This is a genomic window from Kitasatospora sp. NPDC028961 (genome assembly GCF_055564815.1).
Genome location: NZ_JBVHVO010000009.1, coordinates 53252 through 78631, shown reverse-complemented (window position 1 = coordinate 78631; position 25380 = coordinate 53252). Strand labels below are relative to the sequence as shown.

Genomic DNA, 25380 nt, shown 5'->3' with positions numbered 1-25380 from the left:
GTCGACCCCCTGCGACCACCTGTCGGGAGTCGGGGCCGATCGGATGTGACAGAAGGCCGGTACAAGGGGAAGACTGCTCGACGTGACGTCTCGGAATCCGCGCGACCGTGATGCCCAGCTCCCGCCGACGATCGGCTCCGGTGCGACGGTGACCCGTCTCCCCGGAACTGCCCACCGCCCCGCCGGCGCCAGGCCGGGCGGCTCCGGCGTACCCCGCCGACGAGGCCCCGCACCAGCCCCCGGCCGTGGCCGGGTCCCGGTGCCGGACGGCTTCCCCGCTCCCGCCGAGCTCGCCCCGCTGGCCCGTCGGATGCTGATCGACGCCGTCCGCATCGCCCGCTGGGCCGGTGAACTCGCCGAGGTCGACAAGCGCGGCGAGCTGCTCCCCGAGGACGCCCGCGACGCGGGCCGCGCGCTCGCCATGACGGTGGGCGCCGCCGGCAAGGCCTGGGGCCAGGCCCTGCTGGTCGGCCTGGTCGAGGCCCGGGACGGCGGCGCCGCCCCCGGCTGGCGCCTGCACGCCTGGGAGCACGACGACGAGGCCGTGGTCCGCGGCTGGTCCGCCCTGTTCGACGCCTGGACGCTGCTCGCCCCGGTGCCGCCCGCCGCCCTGCGCGGCGTGTTCGCGGTGCTCGCCGGGCAGGCCGTCGACCAGGCGCCGCAACTGCTCTCCTTCCTCCACCTGGTGGCCGGCCCGGTCGCCGACAGCGAACTGCTGGAGCTGCTGCGCCGGGGCCTGGACGAGCGCCGGGTCGGCGGCGGCGACGGCGCGCTGGGCCTCTCGCCCGTGCCGCACGCCGCCTCCGCGGTCTCGGCTGTCCGCGGCACCTGCCGCGAGCCGCAGATCGACACCCCGGCCGCGCCCTCCGACGTGGCGGCCGTGCTGGACTGGATGCTGGACGGCCTGGCCGCGGTCGGCGCGGTGGTCCGCAAGGACGACGCCGCCGAGCTCTCCCCGCTCGGGCACTGGGCGGTGCGGGCCAAGCTGGAGGAGATCTGCACCGTCGCGCAGACCGCCGCCGGGCACATCGAGCAGAGCGCCTTCGAGCTGCTCAACGCCTGCGCCGACTACTCGCCGGGCCCGGCCCGGGCCGAGTTCCGCGCCTGGGTGGCGGCCCGACCGGCCGACCGGGCGGTGGCCGAGCTGCTGGACGCCGCCCAGGGTGACGACGCGCTGGTGCGCGGCCTCGCCTTCGAGGCGCTGCGGGTGGCCGGCTCCACCGCCGAGCAGGCCGTCCGGGCGGCCGTGGACGCCCCGGTGCTGCGGCCCTACGCGCTGCTCTGGCTGGCCGAGCAGTCGGACGAGGGCGTCGCCCCGGCCGATGTGCTGGGCGCGGAGGACGCCGCCTGGCTCTGGGTGGACACCGCGGCCGCGGTGCTCGACCACGGCGAGACCGAGCTGCTGGTGGGCCATGTCGAGGGCGCCTCGGCCGGTGACCCGGTCCGGCTGTTCGCCCGGGCCCGGCAGTCCGGCCACCCGCGGGCGGCGTCGGTGCTGACCGCCGTCTCCGGCGTCCACCCGGACCCGGTCGTGGCCCGCGCGGCCCGGCGCTCGGCCTTCAGCGTCCACCGCGGCGGCGCGTAGCCATCAGGGCGCACCGCGGCGGCGCGTAGCCGCTCGGGCCTGACCGCGGCGGCCGGACGGCCGCCACCCGGCCCGGCAGGGCCGCAGCCGGCCTCCACGGGGCCGCACACCGCCCGCACGGCCGTCACCACCGGCCCGGCAAGGGCCGCAGGGCATGCGAAAGGGCCCGGATCCGTCGAGCGGATCCGGGCCCTTCGTCGTACGTCCCTCGGGGTCAGCCGAGCCGGGACTCCGCCCGGCGCGCCCGGACGTCCCCGACCTTCTGGCCGACCTTGCGCCGGATCACCAGCAGCGGGGCCATCGCGGCGAGCGCGATCTGGCCGTAGGCGCCGATGTGCAGCAGGTAGTCGCCGCCCTTCAGGCCGGTCGCCCAGGCCGCCAGGCAGCCGATCGAGAGCACGATCCAGCAGAGCGTCGCGGTGGCCAGCAGCCCCTGCGGCTTCGGGTACTCGATCCGGCTCATCATCAGGTACGCGGTACCGGCGATGGCGAGCAGACCGGGCAGGAACGGCGGGTCGAGCAGCACGATGGCGATCACCGTCATGGCGCCCATCGGGCAGGGCATGCCCTGGAACACCCCGGGTCGCATCTTCACGGCGGAGAACCGTGCCAGCCGCAGCACCACGGACAGCAGCACCGTCAGCGCGATCAGCGCCGAGAGACGGCTGTCGGAGCCCGGCGAGACCATGCCCCAGACCGCGACGAAGTAGGCCGGCGCGATGCCGAAGCTGATCAGGTCGGCCAGGTTGTCGAGTTCGGCCCCGAGGGCGGAGGAGCGCAGCTTGCGCGCCACCAGTCCGTCGAAGAGGTCGCACATCGAGCCGATCAGCAGCAGCGTCACCGCGGTGGCGGCGCTGTGCTTGTCCGGCGCGGCGTCCGGGTTGGTGATGTGCGGGACGAGGACCCCGGTGGTGATCGAGTAGATCGCCAGGAAGCCGCAGACGGCGTTCCCCAGGGTCAGGAAGTCGGCGGTGGACAGGTGCTGGGGAGAGCGCGGGGCGCGCAGCTCGCGGTCGCGCGCCCAACGGCGGCGGCGCAGGGCCGTCTCCTCGTCGTCCAGGCCGACGATCGTCTCAGGTTCAGTCACGGTCAAGGCGCGTCACCCCGGCTGTGGTCTTCTGGCCGACCTCGACGCCGACCTCGACGCCGGCCGGCAGGTAGGTGTCGACCCGGGACCCGAAGCGGATCAGACCGATCCGATCGCCCTGCTCGACCTTGGTACCGGCGTCGACGTACGGCACGATGCGGCGGGCCACGGCCCCCGCGATCTGCACCATCTCGATGTCGCCGAGCTCGGTGTCGAAGTGCCAGACGACCCGCTCGTTCTGGTCGCTGTCCTTGTTGAACGCGGGCACGAAACCACCCGTGACGTGCTCGACGGAGGTCACGGTGCCGGGCAGGGGCGCCCGGTTGACGTGGACGTTGAGCGGGCTCATGAAGATCGCCACCCGGGTGCGGCCGTCCGGCCAGGCGTCGATGCTCTGCACCACGCCGTCGGCGGGGGAGATCACTCTGCCCGTGCCGATCTCACGCTCGGGGTCGCGGAAGAACCACAGCATGCCGGCGCTGAGCGCACAGGCGGGCACCGCCGCCAGGGCCCACGCGCCATTGCGCCGGGTGAGGGCGGTGGTCACGGCTGCCGTGGCGAGGGTGGGGACGAACCAGGGGGTGGCTCCGCGCGCGATGGTCACGCGGGGTCGCCGACCGGCCGTCGTGGCGGCGAGGGCATCGCTGTCCGTGACGGAGGTGTGAGGGGACGGGCTGATGGGCATCGAAGACCTTTGTCGCGGGGGATCATGGCCGCTGGACGGGGGCCACCGCGGGGATCGAGTAATAAAGGGACGGCGTCTGTCCCGGTGGATGCTATCGGGACCACACGGTGGGTGGGCAACCCGCCTGCTCGGTCATGTGTCCTGCGTGCGGCGCAGCTGCGCCTTCTGTGTATACGACCGTAGCTCGACCCGCTCCGGTTCCCAAGGGTCCGGGCAGGGCTGGTGACTCTTGTCTCAACAGGCATGCCCGGGGAACCCCGGGCGGGCGGCGCAGGGGCGCGCGCGGGGTGTGCCGAAGCGGCCGCAAGGCGCGTGACAGCAGCTGTACGCCCTACGGCCGCTTCGGGAGCCGTGCCGGACCCCAGGCGGACCAGGCCGGGGTCGTGGTGGCACGGCGGGGTGCCGGGACGGGCCCGCACGCCCGTCGACCGGCCGTCACCGGGCCGTCAGCCCGCCGGGCGGAGCGTCACCGCGCCGCCCGGGCGAGTCTTCGTGCTGGTCGTCCTCACTCCGCGATGCGGTACTCCTCCAGCAGACGACGTCCGACGATCATCTTCTGGATCTCCGCAGTACCTTCACCGATGAGCAGCATCGGAGCCTCGCGGTAGAGGCGCTCGATCTCGTACTCCTTGGAGAAGCCGTAGCCGCCGTGGATGCGGAAGGCGTCCTCGACGACCTCCTTGCAGTACTCGGAGGCGAGGTACTTGGCCATGCCGGCCTCGAGGTCGTTGCGCTCGCCGCTGTCCTTCTTGCGGGCGGCCATCACCATCATCTGGTGGGCGGCCTCGACCTTGGTGGCCATCTCGGCGAGCTTGAACTGGATCGCCTGGTGCTCAGCGATCTTCTTGCCGAAGGTGGAGCGCTGCTGGGCGTAGGAGATGCCCAGCTCGAAGGCGCGGCGGGCGACGCCGCAGCCGCGCGCGGCCACGTTGACGCGGCCGACCTCGACGCCGTCCATCATCTGGTAGAAGCCCTTGCCCGGGGCACCGCCGAGGACGCGGTCGGCCGGGACGCGGACGTCCTGGAGGATCAGCTCGGTGGTGTCGACGCCCTTGTAGCCCATCTTCTCGATCTTGCCGGGCACGGTGAGCCCGGGGACGGTCGGGTTCGGGCCGAAGCCCGCCGTCTTCTCGATCAGGAAGGTGGTCATGTTCTTGTACGGGGAGCTGCCGCCCTCGTCGGTCTTGCAGAGCACCGCGACCAGGGTGGACGTGCCGCCGTTGGTGAGCCACATCTTCTGGCCGTTGAGGACGTAGGAGTCCCCGTCCCTGACGCCCTTGGTGGAGATCGCGGAGACGTCGGAGCCGAGGCCCGGCTCGGACATCGAGAAGGCGCCGCGGATCTCGCCGGCGGCCATCTTCGGCAGGAAGTAGTCCTTCTGCTCCTGGGTGCCGTGCGCGTTGATCATGTGGGCCACGATGAAGTGGGTGTTCACGATGCCGGAGACGGACATCCAGCCGCGTGCGATCTCCTCCACCACCAGGGCGTAGGTGAGGAGCGATTCGCCGAGGCCGCCGTACTCCTCGGGAATGGTGAGGCCGAAGAGGCCGAGCTGCTTCATCCCCTCCACGATGGCGGTGGGGTACTCGTCCTTGTGCTCCAGCTCGGTCGCGACCGGAATGATCTCCTTGTCGACGAAATCCCGCACGGTGGCGAGGATGTCCCGCTGGATCTCGGTGAGGCCGTCGGTCTGTGCGAGGCGTCCCATCGTGCGGCTCCTGTGGCGAAAGAGGGAGAGGGTGGGGGGAGGGCAGAACAGCGGGGGGGGGGGGGATTTCCCAGGGGCCCTGCCGGCGTGGCTGCGGCAGCAGGGCCCCCGGTACCGGGGTGGGGATCGGCCGATGACGGCGGCCTACCCGTCCGGGGCTCCTGGGTGGTACGGCTCTGGACGGGCTAGGACAGCGGAGTCGGGCGGCCGGGCTGCTCGCCGCCGCGCTCCTTGATGTACGTCGCGGTCGGCACCATCACCTTGCGGCGGAAGATGCAGACGACCGTGCCGTCCTGCTTGTAGCCCTTGGTCTCGACGTACACGATGCCGCGGTCGTCCTTGGACTTGGACGGCCACTTGTCGAGCACGGTGGTCTCGCCGTACAGGGTGTCGCCGTGGAAGGTCGGCGCGATGTGGCGCAGCGACTCGATCTCCAGATTGGCGATCGCCTTGCCGGAGACGTCCGGGACGGACATTCCGAGCAGCAGCGAGTAGATGTAGTTGCCGACCACGACGTTCTTGCCGAAGTCGGTCGTCCGCTCCGCGTAGTGGGTGTCCATGTGGAGCGGGTGGTGGTTCATGGTGAGCAGACAGAAGAGGTGGTCGTCGTACTCGGTGACCGTCTTGCCGGGCCAGTGCTTGTAGACAGCGCCGACCTCGAACTCCTCGTAGGTACGTCCGAACTGCATCTCAATGGTCCTTAGGAGGTCAGGAGGGGTCAGGCCTGCGGGGGCTCGAACTTGGAGGTGCGCTCGAACCCGGCGGCGCGGCCCTTGCCCGCGATGACCAGGGCCATCTTGCGGCTGGCCTCGTCGATCATCTCGTCGCCGAGCATCGCGGAGCCCTTGGCACCGCCCGCCTCGGAGGTGCACCAGTCGTAGGCGTCGAGGATCAGCTCGGCGTGGTCGTAGTCCTCCTGCGAGGGCGAGAAGATCTCGTTCGCGGCGGAGACCTGGTCCGGGTGGAGCACCCACTTGCCGTCGAAGCCGAGCGCGGCGGCGCGGCCGGCCACCTCGCGGTAGCCCTCCTGGTTGCGGATCTGCAGGTAGGGGCCGTCGATGGCCTGCAGGTCGTTGGCGCGGGCGGCCATCAGGATGCGCATCAGGATGTAGTGGTAGGCGTCGGCCGGGTAGCCCGCCGGCTGCTCGCCGACCACCAGGGACTTCATGTTGATCGAGGCCATGAAGTCGGCCGGGCCGAAGATGATCGTCTCCAGGCGCGGGGAGGACTCGGCGATCGCGTCGACGTTGATCAGGCCCTTGGCGTTCTCGATCTGCGCCTCGATGCCGATCTTGCCGACCTCGAAGCCCATGGTCTTCTCGATCTGGGTGAGCAGCAGGTCGAGCGCCCGGACCTGCTCGGCGTCCTGGACCTTCGGCAGCATGATGCAGTCGAGGTTGGGGCCGGCGCCCTCGACGACCGTGATCACGTCGCGGTACGTCCAGTGGGTGGTCCAGTCGTTGACGCGGACGACCTTGGTCTTCTTGCCCCAGTCACCGTTGTTCAGCGCGTCGACGATGTTGTGCCGGGCGCTCTCCTTGACCAGCGGGGCGCAGGCGTCCTCCAGGTCGAGGAAGACCTGGTCGGCCGGGAGGCCCTGGGCCTTCTCCAGGAAGCGCGGGTTGCTGCCCGGTACGGCGAGGCAGGAGCGGCGGGGGCGGAGCCGGTTGACGGGGGTGTCGCTGGCGTTGCTCATGAGGGGTGGTCAGTTCCTTCCACGATCAGCTGGTGGACGCGGCGGTGGTGGGCGTCCACGGCTGGAGCCTGTTGGCCAGCCGGATCTCGTCCACGATCCGGCCGATGATGGTGGTGATGCCGAAGTCCTTCGGGGTGAACACGGCGGCGACGCCGGCGGCCTTGAGGGCCTCGCCGTCCGCTGCCGGGATGATGCCACCCACGATCACCGGGACATCCTCCACCCCGGCCCGGCGGAGCCGGTGCAGGACGTCGGGCACCAGCTCGGAGTGCGCCCCCGAGAGGATCGACAGGCCCACGCAGTGCACGTCCTCCGCGACGGCGGCCGAGACGATCTGCTCGGGCGTCAGCCGGATGCCCTGGTAGACCACCTCGAACCCGGCGTCACGGGCCCGGACGGCTATCTGCTCGGCGCCGTTGGAGTGTCCGTCCAGGCCGGGCTTGCCGACCAGCAGGCGCAGCTTGCCGACGCCGAGCTCGGCGGCGGTGGCGGCGACCGCCTCGCGGACCGCGGCCAGCTCGCCGCCGGGCTCGGCGGCCACCGCGACCGGGGCGCCGCCGACGCCGGTGGGCGCGCGGTACTCGCCGAAGACCTCGCGCAGGGCGAAGGCCCACTCGCCGGTGGTGACCCCGGCGCGGGCGCAGGCGAGCGTCGCCTCCATCAGGTTGACGTCGGTGCCGGCGACGGCCTTGAGCTCCTCCAGCGCCTGCTGGGCGGCGGTCTCGTCGCGCTTGCCGCGCCACTCCTCCAGTGCGGCCAGCACGGACTGCTCGGAGGCCGGGTCGACCACCATGATCGCGGTGTCGAGGTCGGCCGTGAGCGGGCTCTCCTCGGTGGTGTCGAAGCAGTTGACCCCGATGATCTTGTCCTCGCCGGACTCGATCCGGGCCCGCCGGGCGGCGTGCGAGGCGACCAGGTTGGACTTCAGGTAGCCGGACTCGACGGCCGGGATGATGCCCCGGTTGCCCGCCTTGACGCCCATCTCCAGCACCTTGGCGATCTCGGCCTCGGCGCCGGCCAGCAGCTCGGCGGTCTTGGTCTCGATCACCTCGGAGCCGTTGAAGAGGTCCCCGTACTCCAGCAGGTCGGACTCGTAGGCGAGCACCTGCTGGATCCGCAGCGACCACTGCTGGTCCCACGGGCGGGGCAGGCCGAGCGCCTCGTTCCAGGCGGGCAGCTGGACGGCCCGGGCCCGGGCGTCCTTGGAGAGCGTGACGGCGAGCATCTCCAGCACGATCCGCTGGACGTTGTTCTCCGGCTGCGCTTCGGTCAGGCCCAGCGAGTTGACCTGGACGCCGTAGCGGAAGCGGCGCTGCTTGGCGTCCTGGATGCCGTAGCGCTCCAGCGTGACCTTCTCCCAGAGCTGGGCGAAGGCGCGCATCTTGCACATCTCCTCGACGAAGCGCACGCCGGCGTTGACGAAGAAGGAGATCCGGGCGACCACCTCGCCCATCCGCTCGGCCGGCACCTGGCCGGAGTCGCGCACCGCGTCCAGCACCGAGATCGCGGTGCACATCGCGTAGGCGATCTCCTGGACCGGGGTGGCGCCGGCCTCCTGCAGGTGGTAGCTGCAGATGTTGATCGGGTTCCACTTCGGGATGTTGCCGACGGTGTAGGCGATCATGTCGGTGATCAGCCGCACCGAGGGCCCGGGCGGGAAGACGTGCGTCCCGCGCGAGAGGTACTCCTTGACGATGTCGTTCTGGGTGGTGCCGGTGAGCTTGGCGATGTCGGCGCCCTGCTCCTCCGCGACCACCTGGTAGAGCGCCAGCAGCCACATCGCGGTGGCGTTGATCGTCATCGAGGTGTTGGTCTGTTCGAGCGGGATGCCCTCGAACAGGGCCCGCATGTCCCCGACGTGGCCCACCGGGACGCCGACCCGGCCGACCTCGCCGCGGGCGAGGACGTGGTCCGAGTCGTAGCCGGTCTGGGTCGGCAGGTCGAAGGCCACCGACAGGCCGGTCTGCCCCTTGGCGAGGTTCTTGCGGTAGAGCGCGTTGGAGTCGCGCGCGGTCGAGTGCCCCGCGTAGGTGCGCATCAGCCAGGGGCGGTCGCGTCCGGCCATCAGACGTTCCGGAAGCGGTTGATGGCGTCGATGTGCTTCGCCCGGAACTCCGCGTCCCGCACGCCCAGGCCCTCCTCCGGCGCCAGGCAGAGCACGCCGACCTTGCCCTGGTGCTTGTTGTGGTGCACGTCGAGGGCGGCCTGGCCGGTGTCCTCCAGCGAGTAGACCTTCGAGAGCGTCGGGTGGATCTTGCCCTTGGCGATCAGGCGGTTGGCCTCGAACGCCTCGCGGTAGTTGGCGAAGTGCGAGCCGACGATGCGCTTGAGCGACATCCACAGGTAGCGGTTGTCGTACTGGTGCATGAAGCCCGAGGTGGAGGCACAGGTGACGATGGTGCCGCCCTTGCGGGTGACGTAGACCGAGGCGCCGAAGGTCTCGCGGCCCGGGTGCTCGAAGACGATGTCCACGTCCTCGCCGCCGGTGAACTCGCGGATCTTCGCGCCGAGCCGCTTCCACTCGCGCGGGTCCTGGTTGTTCTCGTCCTTCCAGAACTTGTACCCCTCGGCGGAGCGGTCGATGATCGCCTCGGCGCCCATCGCCCGGCAGATCTCGGCCTTCTGGTCGTTGGAGACCACGCAGATCGGGGTGGCGCCGCCGGCCAGCGCGTACTGGGTGGCGTACGAGCCGAGGCCGCCGCTGGCGCCCCAGATCAGCACGTTGTCGCCCTGCTTCATGCCCGCGCCGTTGCGCGAGACCAGCTGGCGGTAGGCGGTGGAGTTGACCAGGCCGGGGGAGGCGGCCTCCTCCCAGGTCAGGTGCTTCGGCTTCGGCAGCAGCTGGTTGGTCTTCACCAGCGCCAGCTGGGCCAGACCGCCGAAGTTGGTCTCGAAGCCCCAGATCCGCTGCTCCGGGTCCATCATCGTGTCGTTGTGGCCGTCCGGGGACTCCAGCTCGACCGAGAGGCAGTGCGCGACGACCTCGTCGCCCGGCTTCCAGGCGTTGACCCCGGCGCCGGTGCGCAGCACCACGCCCGCGAGGTCGGACCCGAGCACGTGGTACGGCAGGTCGTGGCGCTTGGTCAGCGGGGAGAGCCGGCCGTAGCGCTCCAGGAAGCCGAAGGTGGAGACCGGCTCGTAGATCGAGCTCCACACGGTGTTGTAGTTCACGGCGCTGGCCATGACGGCGACCAGGGCCTCGCCCGGGCCCAGCTCGGGCAGGGCGACCTCGTCGAGGTGGAGGGACTTGCGGGGGTCCTTGTCGCGGCTGTCGAGGCCGGCGAACATCTGCTCCTCGTCCTTGTGGAGCGTGACCGCCCGGTAGGACTCCGGCAGCTTGAGCGCGGCGAAGTCCGCCGCGGTGCTGTCGGAGTTGAGGATCGCGTCGAGGATTTCCTTCATGGCTGCCTCCGAAGGCGTACCTGTGTGAGGGGCACAGGGCGTCTGGGGGAGCCGGGAGCGGACACCGGCTTCGCTGAGATGGGTGGTTGGGTGGTCTGGCGGGTGGCCTGGCTGGGACCGTGCGGTGGATCTGCGGTGGACCTTGCTGGGCACAGCTCCCGGGGTGTGGGAGCGCCGGACGACGGCGCGCCGTGGTGGGGAGCCGCGGCGCCGCGACTGGTGGGTAACAAGGTAGTGGCACCCTGTGCCACTCGTAAAGACACCGGGTGTCATCAATTCAGGTGAATCAAATCCGCGTTCGAGCGCCCGCCGGCGGGTGCGCGAAGGGCCCGCACCGGATCGTCGGTACGGGCCCTTCGAACTGCTCTGACCTGCGGAAACGCTACTGCTCAGGCGTGCCTGGCACTGCTCAGCGCGGCCCTGATGCTGTCCACCACGACGTCCAGCGGAGCGTCGGTCCGGGCCACTGTGATGAGTACCTCACCTCCGGGGCTGGCACTCAGTGCGCTCGCGGCCGCCTCCTCCAGGGGGGTCACACTGGCACCGGGTGCCACCAGGGACCCCCGCCGTCTCACCCCCGGCGCCGCGGAGGCCCAGAAGGTCCGCCGGATCACCTCGAAGGAGTGGTCCAGCTGCGCCTCCACGTCGCCCCGGCCACCGGCCCTCAGCCAGCGCCGCAGCACGTGGTTGTGGGCCGCGACGACCGCCGCCGCCGACACCTCGGCCAGCATCGAGTCGTCCTCGCCGGCCCGCTGCCAGCCCGAGGGGATCTCGCCCCCGGTGTCGAACCGGCCCAGCAGGTAGCGGGTGAACAGCCGCTCGTACCGGGCCACCACGGCGATCTCCCGCTCGCGCAGCGCCGGCACCTGACGGATCAGCTGGTACCGGGCGACCGAGACCGCCGGGGTGGAGGCGTACATCCGCAGCACCTCCTTGATGCCGCGGCAGACCACGTCCAGCGGGTGCTCGTCGGACTCGGCGCTGGCCAGCAGGTCGGCCACCCGGACGAGGGTGTCGTCGTGGTCCGGGAAGATCGCCTCCTCCTTGGACCGGAAGTACCGGAAGAAGGTCCGCCGGGCCACGCCGGCGGCCGCGGCGATCTGGTCGACCGTGGTCTCCTCGTAGCCCTGCGAGGCGAAGAGCTCCATCGCCGCCGTGGCCAGGTCCTGACGCATCTGCTGGCGCTGCGCGGCCGCCCGGCGGTTGCCGGGATTCCCCTCGGCGCCGGCCCCGGACGGCCGGTCGGCGCCGCGCGGTCCGGCGGAGTGCTGCGGGGAGGCTGACTGAACCCGATCCATGCCCGGAACGCTACACGCCCCCGGCACCGGCGCCGCGGGCCTTCCCCGTCGTACCGGGGCGACCGGTCCGGTCACGGCCGGTCTCGGCCAGCGCGCCGACACCGCCCCGGGGCTCCAGCCGGTGCGCGGCGGCCCGTACCCGGGCTGCCCCGGCAGGAGCGGTGCCGGGCCGGCCGGTCCCGTCCCGGTGGGGCCCGCGCCCAGCGGCGCGGCGCCCCCGACCGACGGCGTGGTCACCGGCGCGCGTGGTCGCGGAACCCGCGGCCGGTCTTGCGGCCCAGGCAGCCGGCCGCCACCAGGTGCTCCAGCAGCGGCGCCGCCGCCAGGCCCGGCTCGCGGAACTCCTGGTGCAGCACCTGCTCGATGGTCAGCGAGACGTCCAGGCCGACCACGTCCAGCAGCTCGAACGGGCCCATCGGGTAGCCGCAGCCGAGCTTCATCGCGGTGTCGATGTCGTCCACCGTCGCGTAGTGCTCCTGCAGCATCCGCACGGCGTCGTTCAGGTACGGGAAGAGCAGCGCGTTCACGATGAACCCGGCCCGGTCGCCGCACTCCACCGGGTGCTTGCGCACCTTGGCGCAGATCTCCAGCGCCGTCGCGGTGACGTCCGGCGCGGTCAGTACGGTGGAGACCACCTCGACCAGCTTCATGGCCGGCGCCGGGTTGAAGAAGTGCAGGCCGATCACGTCCTGCGGCCGAGAGGTGGCCGCCGCGCAGCTGATCACCGGCAGCGAGGAGGTGGTGGTGGCGAGCACCGCGCCCGGCTTGACGATCTTGTCCAGGGTGGCGAACAGCTCGCGCTTGACCGCGAGGTCCTCGGCCACCGCCTCGACCACCAGGTCGACGTCGGCCAGCTCGGTGTACTGCCCGACCGGCGTCACCAGGGCCAGCGCCGCGTCGCGCTGCTCCTCGGAGAGCCGGCCCTTGGCCACCGAGCGCTCCAACGACCTGGCCAGCTGCGCCTTGGCCCGCTCGGCCTTCTCCTGGCTGCGGGCGGCCAGCAGCACCGGGTACCCGGCCTTGGCGAACACCTCGACGATGCCGGTGGCCATCGTGCCGGAGCCGCAGACGCCGACCCGGCGCACCTCCCGGCCGGGCGCCTTCGCCGCGGTGGCCCCGGTCGCGGCGCCGACCACCTTGGACGAGCCGGGCGCCTCGTAGGTGTAGAAGCCCCGGCCGGACTTGCGGCCCAGCAGCCCGGCGGAGACCAGCTGGCCGAGGATCGGCGCGGGTGCGTGCAGCCGGTCCCGGGACTGCTCGTACATGGCCTCCAGGACGGTCCGCGCGGTGTCCACGCCGATCAGGTCGAGCAGCGCCAGCGGTCCCATCGGCAGTCCGCAGCCGAGCCGCATCGCGGCGTCGATGTCCTCGCGGGTGGCGTACTTGGACTCGAACATCGCGGCGGCCTGGTTCAGGTACGCGAAGAGCAGCCCGTTCACCACGAAGCCGGCGCGGTCGCCCGCCGCCACCGGCTCCTTGCCGAGGTCGCGGGCGAACGTCGCGGCGTCCTCGGCGACCTGCGGGGCGGTCAGCACGGTGCGGACCACCTCGACCAGCTTCATGGTGTGCACCGGGTTGAAGAAGTGCAGGCCCAGCACGCGCTCCGGGCGCGCGGTGGCGGCGGCGATCCGGGTCACCGACAGCGCGGTGGTGCCGGTGGCCAGCACCGTCGCGGGCGGGCAGATCCGGTCCAGCTCGGCGAAGAGCTCCCGCTTCAGCTCCAGCTGCTCGGGGACCTCCTCGATCACCAGGTCCGCCGCGGCGGCGGCGGCGAGCGCGTGGCCGACCGAGATCCGCGCGAGCAGCGCGGCCCGGTCCTCGGCGGTGATCCGCTCGCGGGCGACGGCGTGCGCGGTGGCCTCCTCGATCCGGGCCAGGGCCCGGGCGGCGGAGTCCTCGGTGGCCTCGATGCCGATCACTCGGCGGCCGCTCTGCGCGACCGCCACCGCGACACCGGCACCCATCGTGCCGAGGCCGACCACGGCGACCGTGGGGAAGGGACGCTCCATCTGTCCTGACTCCTTGTCATAAGGGCCCGCGCGCGCTCCGGCGGACGCGCCGCCGGAGGAGGGTCCGCGCGCGGGGGCATGGGGAGATGACGGTTGCGGCCCACCGGCGCAGCCGCCGGTCCGCTCCGGCCGTGCTGCGGGTGTGCCGTGGTACTCAGGCGCTCGGGGTGAAGGAAGCGGCTCTGATACGAGGCGAGAATCCGGCCCGCCGCGACCCGCGGCTACGACCGGTGAAGACGCACCGCCCGCCGCCGGACCGTTCCGCGCGATCACGCGCCGGCCGGCGACCCCGTCGGTGCGGCTCCCGAAGCCCGACGGTGGTGCGTGCGGACACTGTAGCGAAGCTACTCGCCAGTAGGAAGGGGGCGGGCGCCACCGGATTCCCGGCCGCCCCGGGCCGCCGCCGGCCCGCGCCCGGGGCGGCCGGGTCCCGGGGTCCGCGGCGGCCCGGGGTGCGACCCGCAGGAGTGAACGGGTGGACAGGCCTCCGCCGGAACCACCCGATAGGGGAATTCCCCCTGGTCGGCGGGCACGACAGCATGGCCGCATGAGCACCGGAGCCGTCTCCTCCGCCGGCCTCGCCGACCCGTCCGAGCCCAACCGGGGCGCGGCTCCCGCCGCCGCGTCCGGGCCCGCCGCCGCGCCCGACCCGTCCGCGGGCCCGGCGGCCGCCGTCGCCCTGCCGCCGCGGGCCGAGCGCGGCGAGCGGGCGCAGGCGGCCGTCGAGCGGCTGCGCCCGGCGGGGGTCGAGGCGGTCGCCGTCACCTGGGTGGACAACGCGGGCATCGCCCGGGTCAAGGCCGTCCCGCTGGACGGGCTGGTGCACGCCGCCGAGTGGGGGGTCGGCACGGCGCCCTGCTTCGACGTCTTCCTGGCCGACGACTCGATCGTCACCAGCCGGTCGATCGGCGGGCCCACCGGGGACCTCCGGCTCTACCCGGACCTCGACCGGGTGGTCCCGCTGGCCGCCCAGCCCGGCTGGGCCTGGGCCCCGGGCGAGCGGTACACCCAGTCCGGCGCCCCGCACCCGGGCTGCCAGCGGCTGTTCGCCCGCCGGATGACGGCCGCCGCCGCCGAGCGCGGGATCACCGTCAAGGCCGGTATCGAGGTCGAGTGGGTGGTCGCGCTCGCCGGGCCGGCGCAGGAGGAGCCCCGCTACCCGACCGACGGCCCGGCCTACGGCATGCAGCGCCTGACCGACCTCTCCGACTACCTGCGCGAGGTGCTGCACGCCCTCGGCGCGCAGGGCCTCGCCGTCCTGCAGATCCACCCCGAGTACGCGCCGGGCCAGTTCGAGGTGTCGGTCGCCCCGGAGGGGCCGGTCGAGGCCGCCGACACCTCCGTCCTGGTCCGCCAGACCGTCCGCGCCGTCTCCGCCCGGCACGGCCTGCGCGCCTCCTTCGCCCCGGTGGTCGAGGCCGGTTCGGTCGGCAACGGCGGCCACCTCCACCTCAGCCTCTGGCGGGACGGCCGGAACCTCGCCCGCGGCGGAGCCGGCCCGCACGGGCTGACGGCCGAGGCGGAGGGCTTCCTCGCCGGAGTGCTCGGCGCGCTGCCCGAGCTGTTGGTGCTCGGCTCCTCCAGCCCGGCCGGGTACCTGCGGCTGGTGCCCTCGCACTGGGCCGGCGCCTACCAGTGCTGGGGCCTGGAGAACCGGGAGGCGGCGCTGCGGCTGGTGACGGGCTCCACCGGGGAGCGCGCCACCGCGGCCAACGCCGAGATCAAGTGCTTCGACGCCACCGCCAACCCGTACCTGGCGATCGGCGGGGTGCTCGCCACCGGTCTCGCCGGGCTGGCGCAACGGCTCGCGCTCCCGCCCGAGTTCACCGGCGACCCGGCCGAGGCCGCGCCCGGCACGGTGCCCCGGCTCCCGGCGGGCCCGGGTGACGCGCTCGCGGCCTACCAGCAGTCGGCGGTGCTCCGCGAGGCGCTCGGCGAGCCGTTGTACGAGGCGGTGCTGGCCGTCCGCCGCGGCGAGAGCGAGCGCCACGCCTCGGCCACCCCGGAGCAGCTGGTCGCGGCCACCCGCTGGCGGTACTGACCGGTGCGCTCGCTGGAGGTGCCGGCGCTGGTCGACCACCACTGCCACAGCGTGGTGGTGGCCGACCTCGCCGACGGCGCGCTGGCCGGGCTGCTCACCGAGTCCGACCGCCCGCCCGCGCCCGGCACCACGCCGTTCGACAGCGCCCTCGGCCTGGCCGTGCGGCGCTGGTGCCCGCCCGCGCTGGGGCTGCCCGTGCACGCCCCCGCCGCCGACTACCTGGCCCGGCGGGCTGAGCTGGGCGCCGCCGAGGCCACCCGGCGGCTGCTGGCGGCCGCCGGGCTGGACACCTGCCTGGTGGACACCGGCCTGGCCGAGGCGGCCGGCCACCCGCTGCTGCCGCTCAGCGAGTTCGCCGAGGTGGCCGGCGCCCGGGTGCGCGAGGTGGTCCGGCTGGAGTCCGTCGCCGAGACGGTCTCGGCGTCGGCCGGGTCCTGGCCGGCCCTCGTCCACGAGGCGCTGGCCGCGTCGGCGGCCGGCGCGGTGGCGGTCAAGTCGGTGGTGGCCTACCGGCACGGCCTGGCGGTACCGGCCGAGCGCCCCGCCCCGGCGGCGGTGGTGGCGGCCGCCGGGGAGTGGCTGCGCGCCGGGCGCGGTCGGCTGAGCCACCCCGTGCTGCTGCACCACCTGCTCTGGACGGCCCTCGACGTCTGCGCCGAGCTCGGCCTGCCGCTCCAACTGCACACCGGGTTCGGCGATCCGGACCTCACCCTGCACCGGGCCGACCCGTCGCTGCTGACCGACTTCGTCCGGGCCGCCGAGCCGAGCGGCGTTCCGCTGGTGCTCCTGCACGGATATCCCTACCACCGGCAGGCGGCCTGGCTGGCCCAGGCCTTCCCGCTGGTGTACACCGACCTCGGGCTGACGGCCTCCTACGTCGGGCCCCGGGTGGCCGCCGTACTCGGCGAGATGCTGGAGCTGGCGCCGTTCGGCAAGCTGCTCTTCTCCACCGACGCCTACGGATTGCCGGAGCTTTACCTGGTGGGCACCGCCCAGTTCCGGCACGGCCTGGGCACCCTGCTGGACGGCTGGCGCGCGGACGGCGCCTGCTCGGCGGCCGACGGCCGCCACCTCGCCCGGCAGGTCGCGGCGGACAACGCCCGTCGCCTGTACCGGCTCTGAGCGGCGGGCGGCCGCGGTAGCGGCCCGGGCCGGCCGTCCGGTGGAGCGTCCGGCCCTGGTCGGCGCGGTGCGGGCGCCCCGGCGGCGGCCCGTGGCCGGGTGCGCCGAGCGGCCCCGGTGGCCCGGGAATTGTGGATCGTCTACGCCCCGGTGAGGGAAAGCGCGCGCGGGCCGGATATTCACCGTATGGATTGACGCCGGGTCGGATCGGCCGGAGCCGCACCCCTCGGAAGTGGCCGAACGGTGTCGATTAGATGACTACCTCTTGCGGATTACAACGCATGTTCACTAGCGTCCCGATCATTCCACTGCACCTGCCATCCGCAGCTGCACGACGACTCGGGAGGGCCAACCCCTATGAGTGTTCCTCGGATCAGCCGGACCCGGTACGCCGCAGTGGGCGTCGCCCTCGCCGCGGCCAGTGCCCTGGCCCTGCCCGCCGGGACCGCCGTCGCCGCCTCCGGGGCCGAGCCGACCACCGGGCCGCTGCTGAGCTACGTCGTCAACACCCAGGCCAACCACGGCCAGGTGCAGAAGGTCGAGAAGGCCGTCACGACCCTCGGCGGCACCGTGGTGTACTCGTACGAGCAGATCGGCGTGGTGATCGCCCGCTCGACCGACACCCAGTTCGCCGCCAAGCTGCGGAAGGCGAAGGGCGTCCAGTCGGTCGGCACCAGCCGCACCAAGGGCATCACGGCCGCCGAGACGCAGAAGGCCGAGGTCGCCGCCGAGCCGGTCACCGCCGCCGCGGCCGGCCAGGAGCCCTACTGGGCCAACCAGTGGGACATGCGTCAGATCGGCGTGGACAAGGCCCACAAGCTCTCCCTGGGCAGCCGCAACGTGACCGTCGGCGTGCTGGACTCCGGCATCGACGGCACCCACGAGGACCTCGCCGCCAACGTCGACGCCTCGCAGTCGGTCTCCTGCATCGACGGCGGCAAGCCGAACACCGACTGGGCGGCCTGGCAGCCGGGCCCCGACGGCGACCACGGCACCCACGTGGCCGGCACCATAGCCGCGGCCAAGAACGGCAAGGGCATCGAGGGCATAGCCCCGAACGTCAAGCTGGCCGCCGTCAAGGTCGTCGACGACGGCGGGTTCATCTACCCGGAGTACGCGATCTGCGGCTTCGTCTGGGCCGGCGAGCACAAGTTCAAGGTGACCAACAACAGCTACTACGTCGACCCGTGGATGTTCAACTGCCAGAACGACGCGGACCAGGCGGCGATCACCACCGCCGTGCGCCGCGCGGTCGAGTTCTCGCAGCGCAAGGGCGTCCTCAACGTGGCCGCGGCGGGCAACGAGAACATCGACCTCGCCCACAAGACCGTGGACGTCAGCAGCCCGGACGACACCACCCCGGGCACCCGCCCGATCACCCAGGACTGCCTCAACCTGCCGACCGAGCTGGACGGCGTGGTCTCGGTCTCCTCGGTGGGCGTCAACGGTGACAAGTCGTACTACTCCAGCTACGGCAAGGACAAGGTGACCGTCGCCGCCCCCGGTGGCGACCGGCTCTACCAGATCCCGGACACCCCGGACAAGAACGGCCGCACCCTCTCCACCATCCCCGGTGGCCGCTACGGCTACATGCAGGGCACCTCGATGGCCTCCCCGCACGCGGCCGGCGTCCTGGCGCTGCTCGCCAGCACCTTCCCGTGGGCGAGCCCGGAGGAGCTGACCGAGCTGCTGACCAACCAGGCCGAGTCGCACGCCTGCCCGTCGGGCCCGTACAACCCGGGCGGCACCGGCACGTGGGCGGCCACCTGCGAGGGCGGCGCGGACGACAACGGCTTCTACGGCGCGGGCATCATCAACGCCGAGAAGGCGGTCCAGTGGTGGCGCTGACGCGCTGACCGCACGGTAGGCGTCGACGGCCCGAGCGGCCGGAGCTGATCGAACCGAGGGGTGGGGAGCGGGACTTCGGTCCCGCTCCCCACCCCTCACGGCTACCGGCGGCGCCCCGGCCCTCACTCGAAGTGGTGGTCCCAGACCGTCTCGACCGCCGGCTTGCCGTGCAGGTCCGGCACCTCCTGGAGCCAGGCGGGCCGGCCGGCCCGGCTGGCGGCGGCCCGCCGGCGCTCGGCCTCGCGCACCTGCTCGGGCGTGGCGAAGCCGTCCGGCAGCCAGTCGCGGGAGCGCGCCGCACGGGCGGCGAGGTGGGCGACGTAGGCGTGCCGCACCGCCGCCACCGAGTCGAAGCCGGGCTCGTCGGCCAGCCACGCGTCGGGGACGAGCGCCACGACCTCCTCCAGCAGCGTGGGGGTGACCAGCGGCCCGAGCTCGTCGTCGGCCAGCGCGACGTCGGGGGCGTAGCCGCCGAGGGCATGGGCGCTCAGGTCGTAGCGCTTGCCCACCGAGCCCGCGGCGCCGGACCAGCGGTGGTGGAAGACCAGCGCGGCGCCGTTGTCGATCAGCCAGAGCTTGCCGTGCCAGACCATCAGATTGGGGTTGTGCACGCTGCGGTCGACGTTGCCGGTGAGCGCGTCCAGCCAGACCACCCGGCCGGCCTCGGCCGGCCCGACGGGGATCATGCCGGGCCTGAAGTCGCGGGCGCCGGGCAGCAGGTCCATCCCGAGGTTGAGTCCGCGGCTCGCCCGGAGGATGTCCTGGACCTCCGGGTCGGGCTCGGCGTCGGCGACCGCCGGGTCGAAGTCGACCAGCCGGAGTTCCGGCACCGGCAGGCCGAGCCGCCGGGCCAGTTCACCGACGATCACCTCGGCCACCAGGGCCTTGCGGCCCTGCGCGGCCCCGATGAACTTGACCACGTAGGTGCCGAGGTCGTCGGTCTCCACGACGCCGGGGACGGAGCCGCCGGCCCGCAGCGGATCGACGTAGCGCACTGCTGTCACCTGATCGAGCACATCCGTCACCCTAACCCGTGCGCCTTCCGGGCCCGACCCGTTCAGCGGCTTTCCAGCGCCACCTCGCGCGCGTCCGCGAGCGCCTGCCGGACGGCGGCGGGGATGTCGGTGACCGGGAAGGCCACCCGGCGCACCACCCGGGCGCGGTCCAGCACGAGCACCGCCCGCTTCAGCCGCAGGCCCTGGCCGACGTGGAAGGTGGGCAGCCGCAGGGCGGCCGCCAGCCGGACGTCCAGGTCGGACAGGAGGGGGAAGGGGATCTCCTCCGCCGCCGCGAACTCCCGCTGTTCGTCGGGTCGTTGGGTGGAGACCCCGCGCAGCGCCAGACCGGCCGCGCGGAACTCGGGGTACGCCTCGCGGAAGAGCCGGTTCTCCAGCGTGCAGCCGACCGCGCCGGGGATGTCGCCCCAGCCCGGCGGCAGTGGCCCGGGGCGGCCGGTGGCCGGGTAACAGAACAGCACGGTGGCGCCGGCCGCCGGATCGACCGGGTCCAGCTCGCCGCCGGTGTGCGCGGGCAGGGTGAGCGCCGGCAGCCGGGTGCCGGGCAGCGCCGCCAGCCGGGCGGCCTCCGCGCTGTCGGGCGCGGCCGAGCCGGAGAGCGCGCCGTCGCCGAGCAGCCAGCGGTCCGCCCAGTCCTGCATCGCGACCAGGACCGGCAGCAGCGCCCGGCCAGCCTCGGTGAGCCGGTACTCGTGGCGCACCGGGGCGCTCTGGTACGGCACCCGGACCAGCACGCCGGCCTCGGTCAGGTGGCCGAGCCGCTCGGTGAGGACCTTCCGGGAGATGCCCAGCTCGTGCTGGAGCTCGTCGAAGCGCAGCAGGCCGCGCGCCGACTCGCGGACGATCAGGATGCTCCACCAGTCGCCGATCACGGCCGCCGACTGGGCGATCGCGCAGGTGGCGTCCCGCGCGGGTACCTCTTTGAGCACCGTCGCTCCTCTCACGTCCAGGACGGTCCATCCTCGCACCCCCTTGCGAGTTCCGAAAGGGAACTTGTAAGTTCCTGATGAAAACTCACGCGGAACGAGTGCGCCTGAGGACGAACGAGAACGAATGGGGGGAGCAGATGTCCGTCGCCTGGGCGACGCTGCGCCGCACCTGGACGATGACCTTCCGGGCCTACCCGTGGTCCTACGCCGTCGGCTGCCTGCTGATCGGCGTCTTCACCCTCGGCCTGTCCTACCTGGGCCTGCACGCCATCGGCGGCGGCTCGGTGGCCGAGGACTTCACCGCCCGCACCGGAGGCGCCGACTACCTCGGCTACATCGCGATCGGCGCGGCCGGCTACATGTTCACCGTCCGGATGCTGCTCTGGAGCAGCAAGGCGCTGATCACCGAGCAGCGCCAGGGCACCCTGGGCGCACTGCTGATCGCCCCCGCCGGGCGGCTGCCCTACCTGCTCGGCTTCACCGGGTTCGCGCTGCTCAACACCGCCGTCGAGGTCGGGCTGCTCGGCGGGTTCGCCGCGGTGCTCGGCGTCACGCTGCCCGCCTGGCACCCGCTCGCCGCCCTCGCCGGGCTGCTCGCGCTCAGCGCCGCCGTGTTCGCCGTCGCGGTGCTGCTCGGCGCGCTGATGATCGTCGCCGGCGAGGCGCACATCTCGCAGAACACCGTCTTCCTCGCCGTCTCGCTGCTCTGCGGCATCACCTTCCCCAACAGCTACCTGCCGGTGCCCGCCCGGTGGCTGGCCGAGCTGCTGCCCGTCACCTCCGCGATGGACGTGCTGCGCGGCGCGCTCGGCCGGGGGCAGCCGCTCACCGAGCTCACCGCGCGGCTGGTGACCTGCCTCGCCCTCAGCCTGGGCTACCTGCTGCTCGGTCTGCGGCTGCTGCCCGCCGCCGAGCGCCGGGCCGCCGAGCGGAGCTTCTGAACCGCCTCCGAACGGAGCCCCCGACGCATGGACCACCCGAACCGGAGCCAGTGACATGATCCGCACCACCGCCCTGCGCAAGACCTTCCGCAGCCGGGAGAAGGGCCTCTTCGGCCCGCGCGCCGTGAAGACCGCCGTCGACGGCCTCGACCTGGAGATCCCGGCCGGCCGGGTCACCGGACTGCTCGGCCTCAACGGCGCGGGCAAGACCTCCACCATCAAGATCCTCGCCACCCTGCTCCGCCCCACTTCCGGCACCGTCACCCTGGACGGCCTCGACCTGGTCGAGCACGCCCGCGAGGCCCGGCGCCGGATCAACCTGATCGCCGGCGGCGAGCGGATGGTCTACGGCAAGCTCACCGGCGCCGAGAACCTCCGCTACTTCGGCCACCTCTACGACGTCCCCGGCGCGGTTCTGCGCCCCCGGATCGGCGAACTCCTGGAGCTGGTCGGCCTCACCGGAGCCGCCGACACCCCGGTCGAGCGGTACTCGCGCGGCATGACCCAGCGGCTCTCGATCGCCCGCGGCCTGATCAACGACCCGGCCTACCTGCTGCTCGACGAGCCCACCCTCGGCCTGGACGCGCCGATCGCCCGGGACCTGCGCCGGGTGGTCGCCGCCCTCGCCGCCGAGGGGCGCGGCGTGCTGCTCACCTCGCACTACCTGACCGAGGTCGAGGAGCTCTGCGGGCACGTCTACGTGATCTCCGGCGGGCGCCACCTCGCCGCCGGCAGCCCGGCCGAGCTCAAGGCCGCGACCGGCAGCCACCGCAGCGTCCGGGTCACCGTCACCAATCCCTCTCCCGAACTGGAGGCCGCCGTGGCCGACTTCGCGCTCCGCCTCGGTGTCCGCGCCGAGCTCGGGGCCACCGGGCAGGGCGGCCTGCTGGTCACCGTCCGCCATCCCGAGGACGTGGCCGGCCCGCTGGCGGGGGCGATCGTCGCCGCCGGTGGGTCGATCGGCGGGCTGGAGGTCACCGAGGCCACCCTGGAGGACGCCGTCCTGGCGCTCACCGACACCGCCCCGGCGCCCGCCGGCGCCCGCTCGGAGGTGGCCGCGTGACCGGCCCGTCGACCCGGCCGGCGCACCCCGCGCCGCCCTCCGTCGAGCTGCTGCTGCTCGCCGCGGCCGACCGCGGCGCCCGGCCGCCCCACCCCGTCGGCCGTACCCTCCCGCCACCCCGCCCGGGCACCCGTCGCCCGCCCCGCCCGGACGGCGACCGCCTCGCCACCCGGCCGCTGCGGCACGCCGGCAAGGTGTTCGCCGCCGAGGCGCTGAAGCAGCACCGCACGCTCTTCGGCCAGCCGCTGGTGCTCGCCTCGATGCTGGTCTGGCCGGTGCTCCAACTGGCCGCCACCTACTACACGCTGCACCCGATCGCCGCCGGCTCGGCCGCCGCCGCCCGCTGGCCGCTCGCCGCCGACCCGGCCAAGCTGCTCGGCTTCCTCGCGACCGGTGCGCTGGCCTGGGCGTTCTTCTTCTCGCTCGTCCAGTCCGCGTGGAACTTCGCCTACGAGCGCACCACCGGCACGCTGGAGCTGCTCTTCCTCTCGCCCGCCGACCGGCTGGTCCTGATGCTGGCCAACGGCGCCGGCGCACTGCTGCAGAACGCCTGGCTGCTCACCTGCTTCCTGGGCGCCGCCGCCTTCGGCTTCGGCAGCCTGGACGTCGCCGGGCCCTGGGTCTACCCGGTGGTGCTCCTCGCCCTGCTGCTGCCCGCGGTGGCCTGGGGCGCGCTGCTCAACAGTCTGATGGTGTTCTCGCGCGACTCCACCTTCGTCTACACGGTGCTGGACGATCCGATGTGGTTCGTCGCCGGGGTCCGGCTGCCGGTCTTCGCGCTGCCCGGGGTGCTGCGGGTGCTCGGCGCGGCGCTGCCGCTGACCGGCAGCCTGGCCGTGGTCCGCGGCGCGCTGCTGGAGCGGGAGGGGTTCGGCGAACTCGCCCCCGGGCTCGGCCGGCTGGCCGTGCTCTGCGTGCTGCTGCTGGCGGGCGCGGCACTGGCGCTGCGCCTCGGCGAGGCGCGGGCGCAGCGGACGGGGGGCCTGCGCCTGTCCTGAGCCCGGCCCGGCCCGCCCCGGCCGGCCGGGACGCGGGGTCACCCCGAGCCCCTGCACCGTCCCGGGCCGTGCGCTGTGGTTGGCTAGCCGGTGAAACCGGACGTACCAGACGAGGAGAGCACGGTCATGGGACAGGTACAGGCCACCACCGAGCGGGTCTACGACGCGGCCCCCGAGCGGGTCTACGAGGCGCTGGCCGACTACCAGGTGACCCGCCCCAAGCTGCTGCCGGCGCAGTACAGCGAGTACGAGGTCCGGGTCGGCGGCACCGGCGCGGGCACCCAGGTGCACTGGCGGCTCCAGGCCACCGAGAAGCGGGTGCGGGACTGCCTGTTCACCGTCTCGGCGCCGACGCCGGACCAGCTGGTGGAGAAGGACGCCAACTCCAGCATGGTGATCACCTGGACGGTCGCCGCGGCCGGTGAGGGCCGGTCGAAGGTCACCGTCTCGGCCACTTGGCAGGGTGCGGGCGGCATCGGCGGCTTCTTCGAGCGCACCTTCGCGCCGAAGGGCCTGAACCGGATCCACGACCAGATCCTGGCCAACCTGGCGGCCGAGGTCCGCTGAGACCGGGCGCGTCCGGGGCGGCCGGGGAGGGCCGCCGGCCGCCGCCCCGGGCGTCGGACCAGCAAGAAGATTCGACGGCCTCGCCCACCCGTACGACAAGCAAGCCGTACGGGTGGACGGCCGCCACCTGCGGGTGACGACGGCCCCCGGGCACGGCGGAGCCACCCTAGGCTCGCCGCCGTGCATATGACGATCCTTCACATTTCACAGCCCGTCGACGGCGGGGTCGCCCGCGTCGTCGTCGACCTGGTCCGCGGCCAGCGCGAGGCCGGCCACCGGGTCCTGGTCGCCTGCCCGCGCGGCGGCCGGCTGGCCGAGGAGGCCGCCGCCGCCGGGGCGCTGGTCCAGGACTGGCCCGCCCGCCGCTCGCCCGGCCCGTCCGTCGCCGCCGAGGCGTGGCGGCTGCGCCGGATCGTCCGCGCCGCCGCGCCCGACATGGTCCACCTGCACAGCGCCAAGGCCGGACTGGCGGGCCGGCTGGCCATCCGGGGCGCGATGCCGACCGTGTTCCAGCCGCACGCCTGGTCGTTCGCCGCCGTGGACGGCGCGCTGGCCGCGGCCACCCTGCGCTGGGAGCGCTACGCGACCCGCTGGGCGCACCGCCTGCTCTGCGTCAGCGTCCAGGAGCGGGCCGACGGCGTCGCCGCGGGCCTGCACGCCGACTGGGCGGTGGTGCCCAACGGCGTGGACGTGCGCCACTACGCGCCCGCCGACCGCCGGGCCGCCCGGATCGCGCTCGGCCTCGACCTCGACGCCCCGCTGGCGGTCTGCGTGGGCCGGCTCTGCCGCCAGAAGGGCCAGGACGTGCTGCTCGACGCGTGGCCCGAGGTGCTGCGGCTGGTGCCGCAGGCCCGGCTGGCCCTGGTCGGCACCGGTCCGGAGGAGGCCCGGCTGGCCGCCGCCGTCCGGGAGTCGGCCGAACCGTCCCGGATCCGGCTGGCCGGGGAGGTGCCGGATCCGCGGCCGTGGCTGGCCGCGGCCGATCTGGTGGTGCTGCCCTCGCGCTGGGAGGGGATGGCGCTGGCGCCGCTGGAGGCGATGGCGGCGGGCCGGCCGGTCCTGTTGACGGACGTGCCCGGAGCCCGTGAATGCCTGCCTCCGACCGAGCGGAAGTGCGCGGTCGTGCCGCCCGAGGACGCCGCCGCGCTCGCCACCCGAATGGCCGAAGCATTGTCCGACCCGATCGAGTGCGAGCGACGCGGTGCGCGCCTGCGCGAGCACGCCGTGGCGCGCCATGACGTGCGATCGGTGGTCGAACAGGTGGACGCGCTCTACCGCGATCTGCTGGGCGCCGGGCCGGCGGCCGGACGCCGCCGTGCCCGTGTCCCAGAGCGGATCTGATCGTTTCACATGCCGTGAATGCCCTCCGCTGGGAGCTGTCGTAT

The 25380-nt window shown here is 73.4% G+C and carries 20 protein-coding genes; 9 read left to right on the top strand and 11 right to left on the bottom strand.

The annotated features are described in order from the left end of the window. The first annotated feature begins 259 nt into the window (after positions 1–259). Positions 260–1585, top strand: coding sequence for a hypothetical protein (locus tag ACZ4UX_RS18535; protein WP_329490089.1), 1326 nt, complete (start codon positions 260–262; stop codon positions 1583–1585). A 214-nt stretch (positions 1586–1799) separates the two neighbouring features. Here ACZ4UX_RS18535 and ACZ4UX_RS18530 read toward each other — a convergent pair whose 3' ends face one another. The 9 genes from ACZ4UX_RS18530 to ACZ4UX_RS18490 form a co-directional block, all read right to left on the bottom strand. Next, a complete protein-coding gene (locus ACZ4UX_RS18530; protein WP_380391186.1) occupies positions 1800–2678 on the bottom strand; it encodes a CDP-alcohol phosphatidyltransferase family protein in 879 nt (292 codons plus the stop codon). After that, positions 2665–3357: a phosphatidylserine decarboxylase gene (locus ACZ4UX_RS18525; RefSeq protein ID WP_465707423.1), complete on the bottom strand. Its 693-nt coding sequence runs from the start codon at positions 3355–3357 to the stop codon at positions 2665–2667. Before ACZ4UX_RS18525 ends, ACZ4UX_RS18530 begins: the two co-directional genes overlap by 14 nt. A 505-nt stretch (positions 3358–3862) precedes the next feature. Continuing rightward, positions 3863–5065 (bottom strand): acyl-CoA dehydrogenase family protein, encoded by a 1203-nt coding sequence (locus tag ACZ4UX_RS18520; protein ID WP_329490091.1) that lies wholly within the window; start codon positions 5063–5065, stop codon positions 3863–3865. Between the two features lie 185 nt (positions 5066–5250). Further along, positions 5251–5754, bottom strand: coding sequence for a MaoC family dehydratase (locus ACZ4UX_RS18515; RefSeq protein WP_465707422.1), 504 nt, complete (start codon positions 5752–5754; stop codon positions 5251–5253). 29 nt (positions 5755–5783) lie between these two features. After that, on the bottom strand, positions 5784–6761 hold the full coding sequence (locus ACZ4UX_RS18510) for an HpcH/HpaI aldolase/citrate lyase family protein (RefSeq protein ID WP_329490093.1): 978 nt from the start codon (positions 6759–6761) through the stop codon (positions 5784–5786). 25 nt (positions 6762–6786) lie between these two features. Continuing rightward, positions 6787–8826: a protein meaA gene (locus ACZ4UX_RS18505; protein ID WP_465707421.1), complete on the bottom strand. Its 2040-nt coding sequence runs from the start codon at positions 8824–8826 to the stop codon at positions 6787–6789. Further along, on the bottom strand, positions 8826–10163 hold the full coding sequence (gene ccrA, locus ACZ4UX_RS18500; protein WP_380391177.1) for a crotonyl-CoA carboxylase/reductase: 1338 nt from the start codon (positions 10161–10163) through the stop codon (positions 8826–8828). Before ccrA ends, ACZ4UX_RS18505 begins: the two co-directional genes overlap by 1 nt. A gap of 389 nt (positions 10164–10552) precedes the next feature. Next, positions 10553–11461, bottom strand: coding sequence for a TetR family transcriptional regulator (locus ACZ4UX_RS18495; RefSeq protein WP_329490096.1), 909 nt, complete (start codon positions 11459–11461; stop codon positions 10553–10555). A 233-nt stretch (positions 11462–11694) separates the two neighbouring features. Then, positions 11695–13470: a 3-hydroxyacyl-CoA dehydrogenase family protein gene (locus tag ACZ4UX_RS18490; RefSeq protein WP_465707420.1), complete on the bottom strand. Its 1776-nt coding sequence runs from the start codon at positions 13468–13470 to the stop codon at positions 11695–11697. 547 nt (positions 13471–14017) lie between these two features. Between ACZ4UX_RS18490 and ACZ4UX_RS18485 the strand changes: the two genes are divergently transcribed. The 3 genes from ACZ4UX_RS18485 to ACZ4UX_RS18475 all read left to right on the top strand — a co-directional run bounded on the left by ACZ4UX_RS18485 (position 14018) and on the right by ACZ4UX_RS18475 (position 18481). Next, the gene (locus ACZ4UX_RS18485) at positions 14018–15511 is read left to right on the top strand and encodes a type I glutamate--ammonia ligase (RefSeq protein ID WP_465707419.1); all 1494 of its coding nucleotides are present in this window, start codon (positions 14018–14020) and stop codon (positions 15509–15511) included. 3 nt (positions 15512–15514) lie between these two features. After that, the gene (locus ACZ4UX_RS18480) at positions 15515–16633 is read left to right on the top strand and encodes an amidohydrolase family protein (protein ID WP_465707418.1); all 1119 of its coding nucleotides are present in this window, start codon (positions 15515–15517) and stop codon (positions 16631–16633) included. Between the two features lie 357 nt (positions 16634–16990). Then, complete coding sequence (locus ACZ4UX_RS18475) at positions 16991–18481, top strand: S8 family peptidase (RefSeq protein WP_329490100.1); 1491 nt, start codon at positions 16991–16993, stop codon at positions 18479–18481. A 122-nt stretch (positions 18482–18603) separates the two neighbouring features. Here the strand turns inward: ACZ4UX_RS18475 and ACZ4UX_RS18470 are convergent, their stop codons facing one another. Beyond that, positions 18604–19497, bottom strand: coding sequence for a HipA family kinase (locus ACZ4UX_RS18470; protein ID WP_465707417.1), 894 nt, complete (start codon positions 19495–19497; stop codon positions 18604–18606). Positions 19498–19538: 41 nt separating this feature from the next. After that, on the bottom strand, positions 19539–20426 hold the full coding sequence (locus ACZ4UX_RS18465; protein WP_380390737.1) for a winged helix-turn-helix transcriptional regulator: 888 nt from the start codon (positions 20424–20426) through the stop codon (positions 19539–19541). Between the two features lie 137 nt (positions 20427–20563). Here ACZ4UX_RS18465 and ACZ4UX_RS18460 point away from each other — a divergent pair, with 137 nt between their 5' ends. From ACZ4UX_RS18460 to ACZ4UX_RS18440, 5 genes are all read left to right on the top strand, one after another. Next, entirely contained in the window at positions 20564–21367 is an 804-nt protein-coding gene (locus ACZ4UX_RS18460; RefSeq protein ID WP_465707416.1) for an ABC transporter permease, read from the top strand. Between the two features lie 55 nt (positions 21368–21422). Continuing rightward, positions 21423–22430, top strand: coding sequence for an ABC transporter ATP-binding protein (locus tag ACZ4UX_RS18455; protein WP_329490104.1), 1008 nt, complete (start codon positions 21423–21425; stop codon positions 22428–22430). Further along, the gene (locus tag ACZ4UX_RS18450; protein WP_465707415.1) at positions 22427–23428 is read left to right on the top strand and encodes an ABC transporter permease; all 1002 of its coding nucleotides are present in this window, start codon (positions 22427–22429) and stop codon (positions 23426–23428) included. The genes ACZ4UX_RS18455 and ACZ4UX_RS18450 overlap by 4 nt, the downstream gene beginning before the upstream one ends. Positions 23429–23554: 126 nt before the next feature. Further along, a complete protein-coding gene (locus tag ACZ4UX_RS18445) occupies positions 23555–23995 on the top strand; it encodes an SRPBCC family protein (RefSeq protein ID WP_359834569.1) in 441 nt (146 codons plus the stop codon). 186 nt (positions 23996–24181) lie between these two features. Then, positions 24182–25336, top strand: a complete 1155-nt coding sequence (locus ACZ4UX_RS18440) for a glycosyltransferase (protein WP_359804363.1) — start codon at positions 24182–24184, stop codon at positions 25334–25336. Positions 25337–25380 lie beyond the last annotated feature (44 nt).